Here is a 20,741-nt window from a genome sequence, read left to right on the forward strand (position 1 = left end):
TTGATACTTCGCAAGCCGCATCAAACGTCGTGCTTGTGCCTTAATTCATTCAGCATCCATTCAGGCAGAGGGAACTATTTCTTATGCCATGATGTTTTAACGGGTGACAAAACACCCTCTGGATGGACGAAGACAATGTTCACAGTTGCAAAGAAAACAGTCCTGGCACTCGCGGTCGCTGCCACAGTGATTGTTCCGCTGCAGTCAGCGAATGCCGGTGACTGGAACCGCCGTCACCGCAACGAGGCAGCTGCCCTCGGCGTGATTGGTCTTGCGGCTGGCTTGGCCGTCGGTTCAGCGCTCGCACGTCCATCTGAACCGGATGGTCCTGTTTACATTGACCCGCCGCGCCGTGGTCCGGTTTATGCCGAACCTGAATATGTGTATCAAGACCCATACGCGAACGACGGTTATTATCCTGAGCCTCCGCGGACCGTTTACCAGCGCCCGCGCCCAGTTTACGAGACACGCCCGGTTTACGAAACGCGTCCTGCCTATCAACCGCGGACAGTTTACCGCACGATCGAACCATGGTCGCAGTCTTGGTATGACTATTGCTCGCAGCGTTACAGAAGCTTCAACGCTCGCACCGGTACCTACACCGACTATAGTGGCCAGCGTCACTTCTGTACTGCTGGCTAAACAGCGGTCTCAAACATGTCAAAAGGCCCGCAGGCTGACGTCTGCGGGCCTTCCTTGCGATTAAAGCACTGCCAATTCGAAACCCTCATCCAGCCAGCCGGTAATGCCGCCAGCCATGATCTTTACCGGCCGCCCCAGTTGAGCAAGTCGCAAGGCACCTTTTGCTGCGCCGTTGCAATGCGGCCCCGCACAATATGTCACGAAAATAGTGTCTTCAGGCCAAGCTGCCATTTTCGATGCAGTCATTTTGCCATGAGGCAGGCTAATGGCACCGGGAACATGTCCCTTGGCGTAGAGCGCTGGCCCGCGCACATCGAGGAGCACAAAATCTGCGCCCTTTGACAGCGAGTCGTGGACATCCCAGCAATCGGTTTCAAAGCTGAATTCGGCTGCGAAATGTTCAACGGCCAGATGGCTGGGCGCGGGTTTTACGATGGTAACGGCAGTGGTCATTGATCTGTCTCCTTTGCATGGCCCATTTTGCAAAGATGGCTCTGATTGCAAATTGGCGTAAATGCCAATAAACGTAAAAATCATGCCAAATGTAACAGATAGTCTGCAGCCTCCAAACGGCCCTCTCGTTGTAGCCTTGCTCTATGACCAGCTTTGCACGTTCGAATTTGGTATCGTTGCCGAAGTTTTTGGTCTGTCGCGCCCGGAGATGGGGGAGAACTGGTATCGGTTCGCCAGTTGCGCGGTGGAGGACGGGCCGATGCGTGCCCATGGCGGGCTACGTGTAACGGCGGATGCGGGTCCCGAGCTGCTGGACATCGCCGACATCATCATTGTGCCGGGCTGGAAGGGGGCTGATGCTGCTGTCCCGCCGGAGTTGTGTGATCGTTTGCGAGCGGCGCATGCGCGGGGAGCGCGTTTGGCATCAATATGTTCGGGTGCATTTGTGCTTGCTGCAACGGGCTTGCTGGACGGCGGGGTCGCGACCACCCATTGGCGTTACGCGGAGGCGCTGCGATCGCGTTATCCGGACGTGTCCGTGGATGATGCGTCCCTCTATCGTTCCCATGACCGCATCTATACTTCGGCCGGCAGTGCCGCTGGTATCGATTTGATGATTGAAATTGTACGTCAGGATTTTGGTGCCGTTGCGGCCAATTCAGTGGCAAGGCGTCTGGTGATGCCGGCACACCGTACCGGAGGGCAAGCACAGTTTCTCGAACGCCCGGTTGCGAGACGTGACGGTGTTGAGATTTCTCCGCTTTTGGACGCCGTGCGGTCCGATCTCTCCCGCTCGTGGACCATCACCGAGATGGCGCGTTTCTGCCGAATGAGCGAGCGGACGTTTCTCAGGCGTTTTACTGAAGCAACGGGTGCTGCACCAGGCCAATGGCTGACACATGTGAAGGTTGATGCAGCAAAACAACGCCTTTGTCAGGGGCGCGAGCACATGGAAGACATTGCCATGGCGGTCGGGTTTGGAAGTGCGCACACACTTCGTCATCACTTCCGGCAAACCATGGGCATCAGTCCGGCGGAATATCGTGCCCGGTTCATGAACGAACAGGTTCGCTTGCCGGTGTAATCAGGCAGAGACATTTTTTTTGGCCGTGTAATCGGCGCGATTTATGCCATGCCGTTGCAGCTTGTCGTAGAATGTCTTGCGCGCAATGCCGAGCGCGGCGATGGTTGAAGCGACGTCACCATCATTTTGCACGAGAGTTTCATGAATGATCTGTGCCTCATGCCGATCAATGCGCTCTGTTAGCGTGCCAGACGCTTTGGCTTCTTCTTTCGGAGGGATGCCAGACAGTGTTCCACTTTCCAGCCCAAGAGCGACGCGTTCGGCGAAATGGCCAAGTTCCCGGACATTGCCCGGCCAGTCGTGATCTGCCAGATGACGCGAGACGCTGGCGGAGATTTGCGGAACCGGCATGTTGAAGCGTTTGGTGGCGCGCGACAGAAAATGGGAAAACAACATCGGAATATCCTCCCGACGCTCCCGTAACGGCGGGATGGACAATGTGACAACGTTCAATCGGTAATAGAGGTCGTCCCGAAACTGGTCGCGGCGTGCCGGATCGCCAAGATCGACCTTGGCGGCTGCAACAACACGGATGTCTACGGATCTTTCGTCATTGGAGCCTAGCGGAGAAACCTCCCGCATTTCAAGGACACGCAGCATCTTCACCTGCACCGCTAGCGGCATGCTCTCAATTTCATCCAGGAACAGCGTACCACCACTCGAGTGCTCAATGCGGCCGACGCGTTTTTTCTGCGCGCCGGTGAAAGCCCCTGCCTCATGACCGAAAAGCTCGCTTTCAATGACGCTTTCCGGCAGTGCACCGCAGTTCAACGCGACGAAGTTGCCTTTCGAGCGCTTTTTGCTCCAGCGGTGCAGGGCCGTCGCGACCACTTCTTTACCGCTACCGGTCTCTCCCGCCACGAGCACGTCGACGTCGGCATCGGCGATATGGCGGATGGTGTCGCGAAGACGCTGCATGGCAGGCGTTTGGCCAATCAGCGGCAGGTCGCCTTCCGCCTGTTCGGCGGCCATCTTCAAGGCGCGGTTTTCCATGATGAGTTGACGTTTTTCCAGCGCCCGCATTGCGCTTTCCACCATGCGCTCGGCGGCAAATGGTTTGGTCATGAAATCATAAGCGCCGTTACGCAACGCTTCGACGGCCATCGGGATATCGCCGTGGCCCGTCATCAGGATGACGGGCAGATCGGCATCGACAATGCGGACTCGCTCGAAAAATTCCAGTCCATCCATTCCAGGCATACGCACGTCACTGATAATGACACCGTCAAACTCGGCAGATAACGCATCCAATGCCAGTTTTGCACCGGGAAAGGACGTTACCTCAAGGCCTGCCAGCTCCAGTGTTTGGCGCATTGCCTTGCGCAATGCGGAGTCGTCATCGACGAGAAATACCTTGCCTGAAATGCCCATGATCATGCCTTTTTGAGATAGACGGAGAAGCAGGTTCCACTCGGATTGCTTTCCACCTCGATACGTCCGCCATAGTCAGCGGCAATTTCGCGGGAGATAACCAGCCCAAGCCCAAGTCCGCCGTCTTTCGATGTGTTGAAGGGCGTGAACAGGGCCTCAAGAATGTCTGGCGCAATGCCCGGTCCGTTGTCTGCAACGCTCAAGACCACCTGATCGGCAGCTTCGCGCACGCTGATCGTCACCTGACCACCGGCCTTGTCTTCAACTGCTTCGAGCGCATTCTGGAGAAGGTTGATCACGATCTGCTCCAGCCGGATCGGGCTGCCAGACACCATCAAGGTTTCAGCGGGAAGAGCGATATTCAGCGCCTCCATATGACCTGCGAAACGGCTGCGCAGCAGCACGACTGCACCTTCGATGACAGCCTTGACTCTGACAGGCTGTGCAGCCGCCCTGCCCTTGCGGGCCAATATCTTAAGATCACTGGTGATGACACCAATGCGCTCCGTCAACGCAGCAATGTCTTTCATGTTTTCGTCGGCTTCTTCCAGCCGCTGGCGGTTCATGAGAGTGCGTGCATTATCCGCAAAGGCGCGGATCGTCGCGACAGGCTGGTTGATTTCATGAGCGACGCCAGCTGCCACCTGTCCGAGAATGGCCAGCCGGTTTGCCTTTACAAGTTCCTGCTGGACAGTTTGCAATTCTCGGCCGGTCTGCTGGTGGCCGCTGATTTCTGTTTCCAGCTGGTCCATGGCACTTTGCAGGTCACGTGTTCGTTCATCCACCCGGCGTTCCAGCTCAGCGCGGGCCTTGGCGGCAACTTCTTCCGCTTGTCGGGCTTTTTGGCGCCGTCGCAACCACAAACCAGACAATACGATAAGCGGCATCATGCCGGCCAGCATCAGGAGACGCATCCTCTGCACCTCTACCATCAAGGTAGGTTCAACCGGCAAAAGATAATGCAAGTGCCATGAGGTGGTGGGTACCGGCAGGATGAAACGTAGATAGTCACCACTGTTGACGGCGGGTGAATTGATGTGGATCAGCTCCGTCGAATTGTCGATAAAGCGCAACGAGGAAAATGGCAGCAGATCAAGTGTCTCATTACCAAATTGCAGGCTGTCGGCAATGGTGCGGCGGGTCTGTTGGTCTATGGGTTTGATTGTGTCAAAGCGCCATGCCGAAATACTCGTCATCAGCACAACGCCGTTGGCATCAGCGACATAAACCGGTTTGCCACCTATTCTCCAGTCAGCCTCCAGACGGTTGAATTCGACCTTCGCGATGACAACACCAAGTGCTTTGCCGTCTTCAGAATCCACACGTCGTGATATGTATAGGCCGGGTTTGCGGCTGACATTTCCCAGGGCGTAGTGCTCGGCCATGCCTGTGCGCATTGCAAGGCTGAAGTAGTCCCGGAAGGAATAGCTGGTGCCGACAAAACTGTCTGCGGCACGCCAATTGCTGGATGCTATTGCGACGCCATTCGGGCCTGTCACGTAAATCACCGAGGCCTGTGTGCCTTCGATCAGTCCCTCCAGTTTGCGGTTAAGCCGATCTACTGCGGCACCGCCAGTTTCCAGAGCGGCAACGAGGTCCCTGTCGCCTGATAACACAAGCGGCAGGGCGCGGGGCCGCTCCAATGCAACATTCAGAAGCGCGACTTTCAATTGCCCGTCAGTTGAGGCGTCCTGCTGTAAGGCCTTGATGGTTTCTGTTCGGCCAAGTTCGCCTGCGACATAAATCGCCACCACCACAATTACAGCCCAGATAAACGCAAACAGCCACCACGGCCTTTGAGCGGCATCGATATGTTTGAACCGGGATGCGGTGAATATAGTCATCGTTTACCTTGTGCGTATTTTCACACAAAAGGCAATATTTCTGCGCGGGATTCTACACGATTCCAAATTTCGTGAAGCTGCTTCAAGAAATTAAATCGATTTATTTCAGTTGTTTATCTGATTTTTTCTGTCTTGGCACGGTGTTTGCAGAAGCGTCATCAAGCGGTCGCGAGGCCCCAGACCAAACAAGGCTGACCGGGAGGCCCCTATAAAAGGCAGGTCCAGCCGAGGAGGAGAAAATCATGATTGATAGTACAGCTGTGGCTGCAAGCCATGTCCGCATGCCATTTTACCGTCACCTGTATTTCCAGGTGCTGGTTGCCATTCTGGCCGGTATTCTTCTGGGCCATTTTTGGCCGTCCATCGGTGAGCAGCTGAAGCCATTGGGTGATGGTTTCATTCGTCTGGTCAAGATGATCATTGCACCTGTTATTTTCTTGACCGTTGCGACCGGTATTGCCGGTATGAACGACATGAAGAAGGTCGGACGTGTTGCCGGCAAGGCGATGATCTACTTCCTGACCTTTTCCACGCTTGCGCTGGTCGTTGGTCTGATTGTTGCAAACGTTGTTCAGCCGGGTGCCGGCATGAATATCGACCCTGCGTCTCTCGATGCGACGGCGGTTGCGACCTATGCCGACAAGGCGCATGAGCAGACGATCACCGGCTTTTTGATGAACATCATCCCGACCACCATTGTCGGCGCATTTGCCAGCGGTGACATTCTCCAGGTGCTGTTCTTCTCGGTGCTCTTCGGTATTTCACTTGGTGTCGTTGGTGAGAAAGGCAAGCCGGTCGTCGACTTCATGCATGCCATGATGTACCCGATCTTCAAGCTGGTCGCGATCCTGATGAAGGCTGCTCCTATCGGTGCATTCGGCGCCATGGCTTTCACAATCGGAAAATATGGCATTTCGTCGGTCACCAATCTGGCGATGCTCATTGGTACCTTCTATCTGACATCGCTGATCTTCGTGCTGGTTATCCTTGGCGCTGTCGCCCGTTACAATGGCTTCTCCATTCTGGCGCTTATTCGCTACATCAAGGAAGAGCTGCTGCTGGTTCTCGGTACATCGTCTTCGGAAGCTGCGCTTCCGGGCCTGATGAGCAAGATGGAAAAGGCCGGCTGCAAACGCTCGGTTGTCGGTCTGGTTATCCCGACCGGTTATTCCTTCAACCTTGACGGTACCAACATCTACATGACGCTTGCGGCTCTGTTCATTGCGCAGGCAACAGGTATTCACCTGTCGTTCGGTGAGCAGATCCTGCTGTTGCTGGTTGCGATGCTCAGCTCGAAGGGTGCTGCTGGTATCACCGGTGCCGGTTTCATCACGCTTGCTGCAACGCTGTCCGTTGTTCCTTCCGTTCCGGTCGCTGGCATGGCGCTCATTCTCGGTATCGACCGCTTCATGTCCGAGTGCCGCGCACTGACCAACTTCGTTGGTAATGCCGTTGCCACTATCGTCGTTGCTCGTTGGGAAGGTGAACTTGATCAGGCTCAGCTTCAGCGGGTTCTGAACGGTGAAGAAATTGCCAGCATCGATGTGATCGACAGCACGCCGATGCCGCAGCCTGCCGAATAAAATCGCGCAAGGCGAAAGAACAGAACCCGGCTTCCTCAGGTGGCCGGGTTTTTCTTTGCCCTGAAAACAGACTTGCGGCGGCTGCGTTGCGGTGCAATGACTGAACCCGAACCTTCTGCTGTTTCCGAGATCAAAAAATGAAAAGTGTTTTTGCTTCATGGCCTTTCTGTGCATTGCTGTCGGCTGCTTTCGCCGCCTTGACGGCGATTTTTGCCAAGATTGGTGTCGAGAATGTCAATTCCGACTTTGCAACATTCATTCGCACCATTGTCATTTTTTGTGCCGCCGGTCTGATGGTGTACATCACCGGTAACTGGCAGCAACCATCCGGCATTTCCGGACGGACCTAGCTGTTTTTGGTGCTTTCCGGCCTTGCGACCGGAGCCTCGTGGATTTGTTATTTTCGTGCACTGAAGCTCGGTGATGCCGCTCGTGTGGGACCGATCGACAAACTCAGCGTCGTGTTTGTAGCCGTATTTGCAGTTATGTTTCTGGGGGAACGATTGTCGCTGCCGAACTGGCTTGGCGTTGCTCTCATCGCGTGCGGCGCGGTACTGGTCGCTTACCGAGGATAAGGCAGTGAGGGCGCCATTTCAGAGCCAGCCGAGTGCGGTGGCGGCTCTGATTGCTTCGGCGCGGCGGCTGCAGTCGAGCTTTCGAAACAGGTTTCCAAGGTGGAACTTGACGGTGACTTCCGAAATATTAAGGGCTTGAGCGATTTTTTTGTTGGACATGCCGCCAGCCAGAAATTGCAGCATCTGTACTTCGCGTTGAGACAATCCGCCATGGATTGCGCGGGCTTGCGGGGAGTTCACTGAAGCTGCAAAAATCGCCAAAGCAGCGCGCACATCAGACGAGGTTTCGATGAAGCTGCGTATTCGACGATTTTCGAGAAGCGGCGACAGAAAGATTCGTTCTTCGGAAAGAACGCCATTGCAGCCGAGGCGCGTTGCAGTTTCCAGTGCCAGCAAGATATTGGCGCGTGCCGCGGCATTGTCACGGCGTTGATGGGCCGTATAGCTTTGCCAGATCAGCAGCGCCACCCTCTCGCGATTGGTGACTTTCGGATTGGCAATTAGTGCATCGATCTGTCGTGGCAGATAGTTGCGGGGCGTCCAGACGTGAACCGCATCTCTAAGCCAGGCCATGACGTAGGTGATCTCGTCACGCCGCGTCAGTCGGGTCAGTTCTTCTTCGGCACTTTCGACCCAGTTTTTACCCATCGGCATACGGATGGAAGTCAGTGTCGCAGCAGCTTCCGACCAGCGGTTGGTATTTTGGTAGGCTATCGCGGTGCGGATTTCCATCATCGCATGAAACTGCAATCCTTCAGACAGGTGTATCCACAAGCCATCCAGAAATCCCGGCCTTATGGTCATCGGGAAATGGTCCATGACGATCTGGGTCGCATAATGCAGAGCAAACTGCATGAGGCTCGGCCAGATCTCAGCGGCCGCGAAGTGCTCAAAGTCTTTCTGGATGAATTCCAGCAGATCGCGTGGGCGGCCTGATTCGTAGTTTATGCAGGCTTCCGCCAGCCGCAACATGCGCCTTTCTTGCGGGACCTCGTGCGTGACCTGCTCCAATCGTTCACGTGCATCTTGCGCTGCCCGCCGTGCCATCAGCGCATCGCCGCTCATCAATCGCAGCACGATCTGGTGCAGGTGGATGAAGAATTCGAGAAGTGGTTGACCGCCCATTTTGCGCAGATAGATAAGCGCTCGGGCAGCCGCAGCTTCCGCCTCACGGAAGTTACGGCGGCGGATTTCGAACTCAAGAAGGGCGTTGTAGTAGCCGGCCCATTTGCCATGGTCACCCATTGGGTAATCCGCCATGAATTCACCAAGGCGGGTAATCATCGCATCGTTGGGTGTCAGGTCTTCCGTAATCATCAGATTCAGACGGAAAGTGCGGGCAGCAAAGGAAAAGCGCGAACCGTTTGCCAGAGCCTTGAATGGATCAAGGTAATCTGAACCAAGATGCTTACCGACGAGATGGCGCACGCGCTGCAACTCACCCTGCTTGAGCAGTGCTCTGCATACCGCAAACAATACCGTTTCGTTAGAGGCAATCATGTCATGCGAGAAGTGCATGATGATGTTTTGAAACGCATTGACACTGCTGCGATAGATAAGTTCACGCCCATGAGCGCGCGCTAGAATTTGCGCGGCATGTGTTTCGTATCCCTTGTCCAGCAGCAGAGCCATGGCTTGTAGCGCGCGGCCCGCCTTTTCCAATGCGGAAGCCAATTCGACGACTGCGATGCTGTTTTCCAGAACTTGGAGACGTTCCTGCACTGCAATCGTCAACAGTCGTATCAGGTCTTTGTGCTGTTGCGGATGACGTGTCAGAAACGGCGGTAACTGACTTGCCCAGGGTTGATGCGCGGCGCCATCAGGCGCTTCAAGCCATATCGAAAGCGCCATGGTCTGTTCCGGCGAGAGATGGCTTAAGAAGGTTTCGCGCAAATAGTCGCAACAGGTGTCATCATCGATGTTGCCCTGAAGTGGCAAAAAGGCTGGCCAACCGGCGTAACCTTCCCGCATCGATGCTGCGCTCGCCGCTGGTAGCGCATTAAGCTCTTCATCGGAAAAGGTCAGGTCTTCAGCGCCGATCGTTGTCGAGCCATGATGCAATATCTGCCGACCAAGACCGCTGATACGTTGTTCGGGGCGACAGGCGATAATGACCGTGGTCACGGTTTGAAGGGTTGCGGCCGGTATCTTGGCTGTTCGTGCAGCGACCGGGACATCCCATAAAAGCCAACCGTCTTTTACATCCTCAGTTTTGGGATGTGTTGACGTGCAAACAGAACGTTCCGTCAAGCCGGCGAACAGTTTTAACAGGCTGGTTTTCCCCGCTCCTGCCGGTGCCCGCAAAAAGATGACGCTTGCAGTTTCCTGCAGGATGCGTTGGCACAGATGAGGGCGTGGAAGCATGACATTCATGCCGAATGGATAGGCTATAGGCATGCAAAAACCTATACCATAACGACAAAAAACTATACTTTTTTAAGGTTGCTGATCCCTTGTTATCTGGTGATGTTGATGCATCAAAAAGCCGATGCACAAGGAAACACCCGCTGATGCAGCAACATCCGTTGATCGCAATTATGACCCGGCTTGGTACATTCGTGCTTGTCATGATTGCCCTGTCCATCATGATTTTTGCATTGGCGCGTGTGGTGCCGGGCGATCCAGCCCGTATGGCTCTCGGCCCTGCTGCCACGCAGGAACAGGTTGAGGCGCTACGCCTGCAGATGGGTCTGGATAAGCCTCTAGCCCTGCAATATGTCGATTATGTCAAAAATGCTCTGCACGGGGATCTCGGCATGTCGCTGGTGTCGCAGCGCCCGGTCACGACGGACCTTGCTCAGACTGTTCCCGCGACCGTTGAACTGGTGCTGGTATCCGTCATATTCATGTTTCTGGTCGCAATACCCCTTGGGGTCATCACCGCGCATTATCGCGATAGAGGGCTCGATCATCTCGGACGCATTCTGTCCCTGACCGGGGTCACCATTCCGAGCTTTCTGTTTGCCATTACCCTGCAGCTGCTGGCTGCCAGGTACATCAGTGGCTGGCCAATCATTGGGCGGCTGGACCATTCACTTGGCTGGCAAGGTGGACCAACCGGTTTCATTCTGGTCGATGGTCTACTGGCCGGTCGTTTTGATGTGGTCGGCGATGCTCTCAAACATCTCGCACTGCCAGCATTTGCGCTGTCCATGGCCGGTATCGGACAGATCACCCGCATTACCCGCTCCTCGATGATCGAAAATCAGCGCAAGGATCACGTGCTGACGCTGCAGAGCTTCGGCGTGCCTGAACGGGTCATCATCTTCCGTTACCTCTTGAAGCTGTCATCCATCGCACCCTTGACAATCATGGGCCTGGAATTCGCCTCGCTGATCGGCAACGCCTTTGTTATTGAAATGGTTTTTGCCTGGGGCGGTTTTGCTTCCTACGGCCTGAACTCGATCCTTCAGAAGGACCTCAATGCCGTTACCGCCGTGGTTCTGGTCGCCGGTCTGTTCTTCATCGTTGCAAACATGATCGTCGACGTTCTGATCTCGATCATCGACCCACGCCTGCGTCACAAGGAGGCACGCTGATGGCCGATATGAAAATGCTCGACACATCCGACAAGGCGCTGAGTGCCGGTTACATTCTGTGGTACAGGTTTAGCCGCAACCCGGCTGCCGTTATCGGCGCGCTCATCCTGCTCTCGGTCGTTATTCTTGCTGTCTTTGCACCATTTTTGACGCCTTATCCGAAGCATGTTGGCGCAGTGGTTGATTTTCGCGCCAGACACCTGCCTCCCGATGCCCTGCACTGGTTTGGCACGGACAAGGCGGGCCGCGACATCTTTTCGCGCACTGTTTTTGGTCTGCGCATCTCGTTGCTGCTGGTTATCGGCGTGCTGGGTATCTCCGTACCAGTGGGCACAATTCTCGGGTTGGTGGCTGGCTACGTCGGTGGCTGGACAGAGAAATTCATCACCGGCCTTACCAACGTCATGCTGGCGATGCCACCTTTGGTAATGGCGCTTGCCGTGTCTAACCTTCTCGAACCGACACTGATGAACGCGATGATTGCCATTACGCTGTTGTGGTGGACATGGCACGCGCGCCTCATCTATTCGGTATCGAAGTCGATTGCCTCTGAGGATTACATTGAGGCGGCACGCCTTGCCGGCGCCGGTCCCATGCACATTCTTTTCCGGGAAATATTGCCGAATTGCGTGTCGGTTATCTCGGTCAAGACTACGCTTGATGCGGCATTCGTCATCCTGTTCGGCGCGACGCTCAGCTTCCTCGGTTTCGGCGTAAAACCACCTATCCCTGACCTTGGTTCGATGGTGGCCGATGGTCGTCAGTTCATGCCTGAATTCTGGTGGGAAGTGCTCTGCCCCGGTGCCGCTGTTCTCTACGTTACTCTTGGTTTCAACCTGCTGGGCGATGGCCTGCGCGACATGTTCGACGTGGAGAATTGATTGATGACTGAACCGCTTCTTCAGGTTGAGAACCTCAACGTTTCCTTCACGACATATGGTCGTTCGCGTCAGGTGTTGCGCAATGTGGGCTTTACCGTTGCTGCTGGTGAACGTGTTGCACTGATTGGTGAGACAGGTTCGGGAAAATCCGTAACCGCCAAGGCAATCATCGGTACCTTGCCGAAAAATGCTTCGATCACATCCGGCTCGATTGTGGTGGGTGGAAAAGATGTTCTTACCCTGCCAAAAGCAGAACGTGAGGCACTGAAGGGTACGGCATTTTCCCTGATCATGCAGGACCCGTTGTCGTCCTTCAATCCGGTTTTCAGGATTGGTACGCACCTAGATGACGTCATGCGTTTTGCAGACAAACGCAATGGCATCTCGTCATCGAAGTCAGAGCGTCGCAACCGTATCGCCGAGGTGTTGCGTCGCGTGCAGCTGGCAGACACCGAACGTGTCATGAATGCCTATCCGTCGGAACTGTCCGGCGGCATGCGCCAGCGTGTTCTGATCGGTCTTGCCTTGCTGCACCGTCCAAAGCTGCTGATCGCCGATGAGCCGGGTACGGCTCTCGATGTGACCACGCAGGATGAAATTCTCAATCTGATCAATCGCCTGGTCATTGAAGAGAATATGGCCCTGCTGATGATCACCCACAATCTTGGCGTGGTTCGCAAGGTGGCAGACCGCGTGGTGGTCATGCACCATGGCGATATTGTCGAAACCGGCCCATGCTCGGAAATTCTTCATGCGCCGCGCGAGCCCTATACCAACTCTCTACTGAATGCTGTACCGCCGCTTTACGGCCCACGTGTTGTTGATGCGCCGGAAAGTGATCGCGAGCCGATTGTCCGGCTCAATGATCTCAACAAGATTTTCGGCAAGCGCAATGGTTATCACGCCGTTCGTGACGTCACCCTGACATTGCGTGAAGGTGAGATTTTTGGCCTTGCCGGTGAATCCGGTTCCGGCAAGACGACCGTTGCCAGAATGATCATGGGCCTGTCGTCACCGACGTCTGGCAGCCTGTCCATTGATGCGCCAGCACCGGCGCGCGGTAAACGCCTGACCCAGATTGTTTATCAGAACCCGGGCACATCGCTGAACCCCAAACGGTCTGTCCGACAGACGCTGACCTTGCCTTTGAAATCGATTGGCATGGACAAGACCGCCCGCGAAGCACGGATGCTGGAGTTGATGGATCTGGTCCGTCTGCCACAATCTTATCTCGCCAAGTATCCTCACGAATTGTCGGGTGGCCAGAAACAGCGTGTCGCGATTGCACGCGCTTTGGCGGCCGAACCGAAGATACTCATTCTGGACGAGCCGACGGCCGCTCTTGATGTGTCTGTTCAGAAAACGGTCATCGAATTGCTGGAGCAACTGCGACAGGAACTCGGACTGACCTACCTGATGATTTCCCATGACCTTTCGCTCATGCGCAACTTCTGTTCGCGCATCGCAATCATGCTGCGTGGTGAAATCGTCGAAGAAGGTTCAACGCGCGAGGTCTTTGCCGATCCGCAACACCCTTACACCCGCGCACTAATTGCCGCGATCCCTGTCGTTACCGATGAGGAAGAGCGCGAAAAACCCACCGTCACCGAAGAAGAGCGCTTGCGCTTTCTGGTGAAAACAACGGACTGATGAGAGGAGCTGACGTGTATCGCGTTGGAATTGATGTAGGCGGCACCAATACGGATGCTGTAGTCCTGAAGGATAAAACTGTACTGGCGGGAGTTAAGGCTTCCACCACGGAGGATGTGACATCCGGCGTTCTCGAGGCGCTCGAAAAGGTTATCGAGGCGTCGGGTATTGATCGCAGTGTGATCTCCGCTGTGATGATCGGCACGACACACTTCACCAATGCCGTCATTGAGCGACGTCATATGGAAGAGGTGGCCGCTATCCGTCTTGGCCTGCCATCGGGCGCAGGTTTGCCACCGATGGTGGATTGGCCAGAAGATCTGCGCAAGATCGTTGGCAATCATGGCTATCAGGTCAAGGGTGGTTATGAGTTCGATGGCCGCGAAATCTCGCCGTTGGACGAAGATGCCATCGTGCGGATCGCCAGCGACATTCGCGTCAAGGGCCTGAAGGCTGCTGCCGTGACTTGTGTGTTCAGTGGTATCAACGATGCCATGGAACTGCGCACCAAGGAAATTCTGCAACAGCATTGCCCAGGTCTTCCTGTTGTGATGTCGAAGGACATCGGTCGCCATGGCCTGCTGGCGCGTGAAAGCGCCGCGATCATGAACGCAAGTCTGCTTTCTCTGGCAGACCGGACTGTCGCGGCATTTGGCAAGGCGCTTGCCACTGCTGGCATCACCTGCCCGTTTTACATCACACAGAACGACGGCACGTTGATGGCTGCCGACGTTGTCCGGGCTTTCCCTGTTCTGACATTTGCGTCTGGCCCAACCAACTCGATGCGTGGTGCGGCATTCCTGACTGGTCTCAAGGATGCAGTTGTGGTTGACGTTGGCGGTACAACATCGGATGTCGGCTCCCTGTCGCACGGTTTCCCGCGTCAGGCCTCGACAACTGTGGACATCGGTGGCGTACGCACCAACTTCCGTATGCCAGATGTGTTCTCCATCGGCTTGGGTGGCGGTTCGCTGGTATTGAACGGTGCTTCTGAAATCACCGTAGGGCCGAAGTCAGTTGGTTACCGTGTCCGTGAAGAAGCTCTGTGCTTTGGCGGTGCGATATTAACCGCGACCGATATCGCTGTTGCTTCCGGCAAGGCCGATGTTGGCGAAAAGGCACTGGTTGAAACGCTCGACAGCAAGTTGGTCAAGGCTGCTGCTGCCAAGATCAATTCCATGCTGGAAGCCTGCGTTGAGCGCAGCCGTATTTCCTCTTCTCCAGTTCCGGTTATCGCCGTCGGTGGCGGTTCCATCCTGATGCCAGAGCGGATCGGTGATCTTGAAGTGATCCGCCCGGACAACTTCGCAGTTGCCAATGCCGTTGGTGCAGCGATTGCGCAGATCAGCGGCGAAACCGACCGCGTTTTCTCGCTGGTTGAAGGCCGTACACGCGAAAGTGCACTTGCAGAAGCGGAAGCTGAAGCCCGTGAAAAGGCAATTGCTGCCGGTGCCCTGCCAGAAACGCTTGAGGTTATCGAACGTGAAGACATGCCGCTGGCCTACCTGCCGGGTAACGCCACCCGCATTCATGTGAAAGTAGTTGGAGAAATGGGAGGCCATCATGGCTGAGACGCGCAAGTTGAAATATGACGAGGCCAACCTGCGCACGCTGACGGTTGAAGATCTTGACGCGCTTGAAATCGGCTCGGGCATTCTAGGTACGGGCGGCGGCGGTAATCCTTATCAGGGCAAGCTGCTGGTGCTTGAAGCGATGAAGGCCGGTTATGAGATGAAAATTCTCGCGACCGACGCCATTGAGCCCGACGCGCTCTGCATGTCGCTTGGCGGTATCGGTGCACCAGTGGTTGGTGTCGAGCGCATTCGTGAAGGCCGTGAAGGTCTGCGTTGCCTGCGGGCCATGGAAGAACTTATCCGTGCGCCAATCGACGCAATCGTCTGTGAAGAAATCGGCGGTGCGAACTCCATGAACCCGCTGGTTACAGCGGCACTTGGCGGTTTGCCTATTCTGGACTGCGACGGTATGGGCCGCGCCTTCCCAGAAATGCAGATGACAACCTTCTCGATCTATGGCCACAGCTCAACGCCGTCTGTGATGTGTGACCTGCATGGCAATGCAGTGATCTTCAGTCACGCGGTATCGGAAGTCTGGCATGAACGTATGGCGCGTGCCTGCGTTGTCGCGCAGGGTGGCGGCGCCATGTTGGCCACCGCGCCGATGCAGGCGCACTATGTGCACCAGTACGGCATTCCGAAAAGCTACACCAAGGCAATCGCCATTGGTGAGGCGGTTATCCGTGCCCGCAAGGCACAGGAAGACCCGATCGAAGCCGTTTGTGAACTGGAAGGCGGTCGCCGCATCTTCAACGGCAAGATCACCGATTTGAAGCGTCACCTGCGTGGTGGTTTTGCAGTCGGTGAACTGGAACTGGCAGGTTTCGACGACTTTAGTGGCCAGACGGCTGGCGTCGCAATCCAGAACGAATTCCTGATTTTCCGTCGTAACGGCGAGGTCGAGGTTTGCGTGCCTGACCTGATCGTTCTGCTGGACGTCGACACCGGTTATCCGATCACCACTGAAATGCTGCGTTATGGCCAGCGTGTCGCGGTTATTGCCATCCCTTGCCATGATTTGCTGCGGACTGCCCGCGCCCTTGAGGTCGTTGGTCCTGCTGCATTCGGCTACCCGGACATTGCCTATTCACCCCTGCCTGCGCCGGTTCGTGAGGCTGCGGAATAACAAGCGGGATTTTCCCGCATTACAAAGAGGAGAACTTCCATGAAACTGCATTCCAGATATTCGCGTTTTGCGGCATTAGCGCTTGGCACGGCAATCGCCCTGCCTTTGGGCTTCTCCGCGCAGGCGGCCGATGCAAAGGTGTCGATTGCCGTCAACACCATGCAAATCTTCAGCTCGCTCGACCCTGCCAAGGTCACCGACTACACCGGCTACATGGCCGTTGTGAACATGTATGACGGTTTGACCACCGTGAGTCCATCGGGTGAAGTGGTTCCGCATCTCGCGAAGTCCTGGGACATTTCGGAAGATGGCCTCACCTACACATTCCACTTGCGTGATGACGTAAAATTCCAGGATGGCACGGCCGTTAAGGCATCCGATCTGGTCTGGTCCATCCAGCGGCTGATTGGCATCAACAAGGGCCCATCGAACCTGCTGGTTGGTCTGGTAAACCCTGACAACGTGACCGCGCCTGATGACGCCACCGTCATCGTGAAGCTTGACCGCCAGTTTTCTCCTTTCATGTCGGTCACACCCTTGATGGTTGCGCTGAACGAGAAGCTTATCACTGCCAATGCCAAGCCTGACGACAAGTGGGGCGAAGCCTATGTCGGCGAGCATTCATCTGGCTCTGGCCCATACAGCCTTGTCAGCTACAACCGCTCAGCCGACATGGTCATTGCCCGTAACCCCGATTATTTCGGCGGCTGGAACAAGGGCAAGCCGATCGACGAAGTTCGTTTTGTCCAGACAAGCGACGATGCCACAGTAAAAGCTCTGGCTGAGAAAGGTGAACTTGGCCTGACGTCGCACGGTCTCGGTAACGACACCTACGAGTCCATCGGCAAGATGGATGGTTACAAGATCATCCAGACCCGCACGGCTGGCGGATTTGTCATCAAGCTGAACACCAAGGCATACCCGACTGATGACGTTCATGTTCGTCGCGCCATTGCCTATGCAACGGATTACAAGACGATTCAGGAAGTTATCTATCCGGGCTTCGACATGCAGGGTCCGCTTTCGGACGCCTTCAAGGATGCCCATAATGATGGCATCGAGCCGGGCGTTTTTGATCTGGAAAAGGCCAAGGAAGAACTGGCAAAGTCCAAATATGCCGGTCAGCCAATCACGCTCGTCAACAGCTATGTTGCCTCTCTGGCTTTCGAAGCTGAAGTGGCTTTGATGCTGCAGGCCAATCTGGAGCAGATCGGCATCACGCTTGATATCAAGCCAGAGCCATGGAACCGTATTGTTGAGCTCTCTTCGAAACCGGAAACCACTCCAGCCTCAACACAGGTCAACATTTCGCCGACCTACCCTTCGCCGGACGCAATGTTCTACAACCAGTACCACTCGAAAGCGTCTGGCACATGGATGTCGATGGAATGGTTGCAGAACCCGGAAATCGATGCGCTGATCGACAAGGCGCGTGCGACAACCGACGTTGCTGAACAAAATGCAACCTACAAGGAACTGCAGACGAAGATTGCTGAGCTGCAGCCGGATGTCTGGGCTGTTGCACCTAACCGCCGTTACGGTGCGAACAAGTGCCTGCAGGGTTACGAGTTCGTGCCGATGCAGAGCTGGGATCTGAACTTCTCCAATTTCCATTGGGATTGCTCGGCTAACTGATAGGCATACAGAAAATCCGGCCCCGTACATGCGGGGTCGGAAACACAATTTCCCAGAGCATTTACGCATGTTTTGATTGCGAAAATCGCTCTATCTCCTTGTTTTCACGCAATTCCTGAATGCGAGGCGCGCTGCGCTATTTTGCCGGAATTGCTCTAGGGTGAGACATGCTTCAGGAATTCGCAGAAGAAAACATTGAACCGTTGGCCACCGGCGCATGGATTTTGGGTACTGGAGGCGGAGGCAATCCTTACATCTCCACCCTGAACCTCAGACGTCTCTATGCCGAAGGTCGCCGCGTTCAGGTCATGGACCCGATGGCACTTGAAGATGACGACATGGTTGCAGTTGTCTCCAAGATGGGCGCGCCGCTGGTTGGTCAGGAGCGTCTTGGAGACCCTGTCCATCTTGCCCGTGCGGTGGAGGTGATGGAAGATTATCTGGGTAAGCCGTTCCGCGCCATCATGAGCGTGGAAATTGGCGGTTCCAATGCTTTGTCGTCCTTCCTCGCCGCTGCAATGCTGGACCGACCAGTTGTCAATGCCGATGCGATGGGACGTGCCTATCCCGAAGCGCAGATGACGTCATTTGCGATTGGCAATCTACCGATGTTTCCGCTGTCACTGGTTGATGTGCGCGATAACGAGGTGATTGTTACCCGTGCCGCATCGTGGAAGTGGATGGAGCGGATTTCCCGTAAAGTCTGCACCGAGGTTGGCTCGACGGCGGCGACTTGCAAAGCGCCACGCACCGGCAAGGAAGTCAAGGAGTGGGGCATTCACTACACCGTCACCAAGGCGGTGGAACTTGGACGTGCCGTTATGGATGCGCGTGCACGGCATGCTGATCCGGTACAGGCGGTTCTTGACCACGAAGGTGGCAAACAGCTTTTCCGCGGCAAGGTAATTGACGTTGCGCGCGAAACTACCGGTGGCTTCCTGCGCGGTAGCACGGTGATTGAAGGCATGGATGCCGACAAGGGTTCGCGTATGGAACTGGCCTTCCAGAATGAATGGGCTGTCGCCTTCCGCGACGGTTCGCCTGTCGCCATGACGCCTGACCTGCTTTGCCTGCTCGATACGGTTTCCGGCAGTGCTATCGGCACTGAATCGGTGCGCTATGGACAGCGCGTGACGGTCGTTGCTCTGCCCGCACCGGAACTTCTGACAACACCCGCTGGTATTGCTGCGGTTGGTCCCCGCGCCTTTGGCTATGATATAGATTTCAGATCGGTATTTCCATGAAACGCATCGGTATTGACGTAGGCGGCACCAACACGGATGCCGTGCTGATTGATGGCGAAACAATTATCTCTTCCGTCAAGGTTCCAACCACACAGGACGTGCTTTCGGGTGTGAAGGCGGCGTTGGCACATGTCTCCGGGCATCAGCAGGCGGCCGGCACGCCAATCGATGCCGTAATGATCGGAACAACGCATTTTACCAATGCGGTGGTCGAGCGTGCGCGGCTTGAGCGAGTTGCCGCTATTCGCATCGCGCTACCAACCGGCCGTTCCTTACCGCCGATGTGCGATTGGCCGGATGATCTGCGCAGCGCTGTTGATCCGATGATCTTCATGGTGCATGGCGGCCATGAATATGATGGCAGCCCGCTTGTGCCGATGATCCCTGAGGAAATACGTGAAGCGGCAATGAAGATCCGCGACGCGGGCATCACTTCCATTGCGATCTCGGCTACATTTTCGCCGTTGACCACCGAGTGTGAAATCAAGGCCGCAGACATTGTCCGTTCGGTTATTCCGGATGCGCGGATCACGCTGTCGCACACGCTGGGTCGCATTGGCTTGCTGGAACGTGAGAACGTTGCACTTTTGAATGCCGCGTTGCAGACCCTGGGGAAAACGACAGTACAGGCATTTTCGGACGCATTACGCGAAGCGGGCGTAACGGCTCCGTTCTTCCTGACGCAGAATGATGGCACAGTCGCTCTGGCAGATGTCGCTTCGGCAAACCCCGTGCACAGCTTTGCGTCCGGGCCAACCAATTCCATGCGTGGCGCGGCTTTCCTGACCGGATTGACCGATGCGATGGTGGTGGATGTCGGCGGCACGACATCGGACATTGGTTGCCTGATTGGCGGCTTCCCGCGCGAGGCGAACAACATCGTTCATATCGGTGGCGTACGTACGCTGTTCCGCATGCCAGACCTGTTGCCGGTGGCGCTTGGTGGCGGCACCATTATCGACCCTGAAACAGGAACCATTGGTCCTCGTTCGGTGGGTTACCGTATCCTGACAGAAGCACGAGTGTTCGGCGGCAATACGCTGACCACGTCGGATATTGCCGTTGCCGCAGGTCTGATCGAAATGGGTGACAAGGATCGGGTCAAGGATCTGGATCCGACTTTCGTCAAGTCATGCCTTGGCCGCATCCGAGACATGGTCGCTGATAATTTCGATCAGATGAAAACCTCTGCTGAAGATGTGCCATTGATCGCCGTTGGCGGCGGTGCATTTCTGATCCCGGAAAGCATACCTGGTGCGTCGGAAGTGTTGCGTGTTGAAAATGCCGGTGTGGCCAATGCCTTGGGCGCTGCTATGGCGCAGGTATCTGGCGAAGTCGATCAGGTGTTTTCCGGCATGAGCCGCGATGAAGCGCTGGCAAAAGCGGAAGCTGAAGCGCAGGACGCCGCAGTTGCCTCCGGTGCTGGCCGCAGTACTCTCAAGACACTGGAAGTTGAGGATATTCCGATTGCCTATCTGCCGGGCGGCGCACGTCGCGTTCGAGTGCGGGTTATCGGCGATATCGACTTCACCTGAACCTC

15 protein-coding genes and 1 pseudogene are annotated in these 20,741 nt (G+C 55.7%); 12 read left to right on the forward strand and 4 right to left on the reverse strand.

Annotation, left to right across the window (positions count from 1 at the left end):
- Positions 1 to 135: 135 nt before the first annotated feature.
- Complete coding sequence (locus HGO37_RS20400) at positions 136 to 642, forward strand: BA14K family protein (RefSeq protein WP_250984946.1); 507 nt, start codon at positions 136 to 138, stop codon at positions 640 to 642.
- A gap of 60 nt (positions 643 to 702) precedes the next feature.
- Here the strand turns inward: HGO37_RS20400 and HGO37_RS20405 are convergent, their stop codons facing one another.
- Positions 703 to 1,095, reverse strand: a complete 393-nt coding sequence (locus tag HGO37_RS20405) for a rhodanese-like domain-containing protein (protein ID WP_250984947.1) — start codon at positions 1,093 to 1,095, stop codon at positions 703 to 705.
- Between the two features lie 82 nt (positions 1,096 to 1,177).
- On the opposite strand from HGO37_RS20405, the gene ftrA reads away from it, so the two are divergent.
- Positions 1,178 to 2,179: a transcriptional regulator FtrA gene (gene ftrA / locus HGO37_RS20410; protein WP_250984948.1), complete on the forward strand. Its 1,002-nt coding sequence runs from the start codon at positions 1,178 to 1,180 to the stop codon at positions 2,177 to 2,179.
- Here the strand turns inward: ftrA and HGO37_RS20415 are convergent, their stop codons facing one another.
- Both HGO37_RS20415 and HGO37_RS20420 read right to left on the reverse strand, forming a co-directional pair.
- Positions 2,180 to 3,550 (reverse strand): sigma-54-dependent transcriptional regulator, encoded by a 1,371-nt coding sequence (locus tag HGO37_RS20415; RefSeq protein WP_250984949.1) that lies wholly within the window; start codon positions 3,548 to 3,550, stop codon positions 2,180 to 2,182. It lies immediately after the preceding gene.
- Between the two features lie 2 nt (positions 3,551 to 3,552).
- Positions 3,553 to 5,394, reverse strand: coding sequence for a sensor histidine kinase (locus tag HGO37_RS20420; RefSeq protein ID WP_250984950.1), 1,842 nt, complete (start codon positions 5,392 to 5,394; stop codon positions 3,553 to 3,555).
- Positions 5,395 to 5,636: 242 nt separating this feature from the next.
- Here HGO37_RS20420 and HGO37_RS20425 point away from each other — a divergent pair, with 242 nt between their 5' ends.
- Together HGO37_RS20425 and HGO37_RS20430 are read left to right on the forward strand one after the other, a co-directional pair.
- Positions 5,637 to 6,977 carry a dicarboxylate/amino acid:cation symporter gene (locus HGO37_RS20425; RefSeq protein ID WP_250984951.1) on the forward strand — a complete coding sequence of 447 codons (1,341 nt, stop codon included), beginning with the start codon at positions 5,637 to 5,639 and terminating at the stop codon, positions 6,975 to 6,977.
- 137 nt (positions 6,978 to 7,114) lie between these two features.
- Positions 7,115 to 7,552 (forward strand): annotated as a pseudogene (locus tag HGO37_RS20430) (EamA family transporter).
- Positions 7,553 to 7,570: 18 nt separating this feature from the next.
- Here the strand turns inward: HGO37_RS20430 and HGO37_RS20435 are convergent.
- Positions 7,571 to 9,925, reverse strand: a complete 2,355-nt coding sequence (locus HGO37_RS20435; RefSeq protein WP_250985118.1) for a helix-turn-helix transcriptional regulator — start codon at positions 9,923 to 9,925, stop codon at positions 7,571 to 7,573.
- A 137-nt stretch (positions 9,926 to 10,062) separates the two neighbouring features.
- Here HGO37_RS20435 and HGO37_RS20440 point away from each other — a divergent pair, with 137 nt between their 5' ends.
- From HGO37_RS20440 to HGO37_RS20475, 8 genes are all read left to right on the forward strand, one after another.
- Positions 10,063 to 11,091 carry an ABC transporter permease gene (locus tag HGO37_RS20440; RefSeq protein WP_192489084.1) on the forward strand — a complete coding sequence of 343 codons (1,029 nt, stop codon included), beginning with the start codon at positions 10,063 to 10,065 and terminating at the stop codon, positions 11,089 to 11,091.
- A complete protein-coding gene (locus tag HGO37_RS20445) occupies positions 11,091 to 11,972 on the forward strand; it encodes an ABC transporter permease (RefSeq protein WP_192489083.1) in 882 nt (293 codons plus the stop codon). Before HGO37_RS20440 ends, HGO37_RS20445 begins: the two co-directional genes overlap by 1 nt.
- Positions 11,973 to 11,975: 3 nt before the next feature.
- Complete coding sequence (gene nikE / locus HGO37_RS20450; protein WP_250984952.1) at positions 11,976 to 13,622, forward strand: nickel ABC transporter ATP-binding protein NikE; 1,647 nt, start codon at positions 11,976 to 11,978, stop codon at positions 13,620 to 13,622.
- 14 nt (positions 13,623 to 13,636) lie between these two features.
- Positions 13,637 to 15,193, forward strand: a complete 1,557-nt coding sequence (locus HGO37_RS20455) for a hydantoinase/oxoprolinase N-terminal domain-containing protein (RefSeq protein WP_250984953.1) — start codon at positions 13,637 to 13,639, stop codon at positions 15,191 to 15,193.
- Complete coding sequence (locus tag HGO37_RS20460) at positions 15,186 to 16,322, forward strand: S-methyl thiohydantoin desulfurase family protein (protein ID WP_250984954.1); 1,137 nt, start codon at positions 15,186 to 15,188, stop codon at positions 16,320 to 16,322. Before HGO37_RS20455 ends, HGO37_RS20460 begins: the two co-directional genes overlap by 8 nt.
- Before the next feature lie 39 nt (positions 16,323 to 16,361).
- The gene (locus HGO37_RS20465) at positions 16,362 to 17,957 is read left to right on the forward strand and encodes an ABC transporter substrate-binding protein (RefSeq protein WP_250984955.1); all 1,596 of its coding nucleotides are present in this window, start codon (positions 16,362 to 16,364) and stop codon (positions 17,955 to 17,957) included.
- A gap of 167 nt (positions 17,958 to 18,124) precedes the next feature.
- Entirely contained in the window at positions 18,125 to 19,201 is a 1,077-nt protein-coding gene (locus HGO37_RS20470) for an S-methyl thiohydantoin desulfurase family protein (protein WP_250984956.1), read from the forward strand.
- Complete coding sequence (locus HGO37_RS20475; RefSeq protein ID WP_250984957.1) at positions 19,198 to 20,736, forward strand: hydantoinase/oxoprolinase N-terminal domain-containing protein; 1,539 nt, start codon at positions 19,198 to 19,200, stop codon at positions 20,734 to 20,736. The genes HGO37_RS20470 and HGO37_RS20475 overlap by 4 nt, the downstream gene beginning before the upstream one ends.
- The last annotated feature ends 5 nt before the right edge of the window (positions 20,737 to 20,741 follow it).

It is taken from the genome of Rhizobium sp. CG4 (assembly GCF_023701965.1).
GTDB lineage: Bacteria > Pseudomonadota > Alphaproteobacteria > Rhizobiales > Rhizobiaceae > Agrobacterium.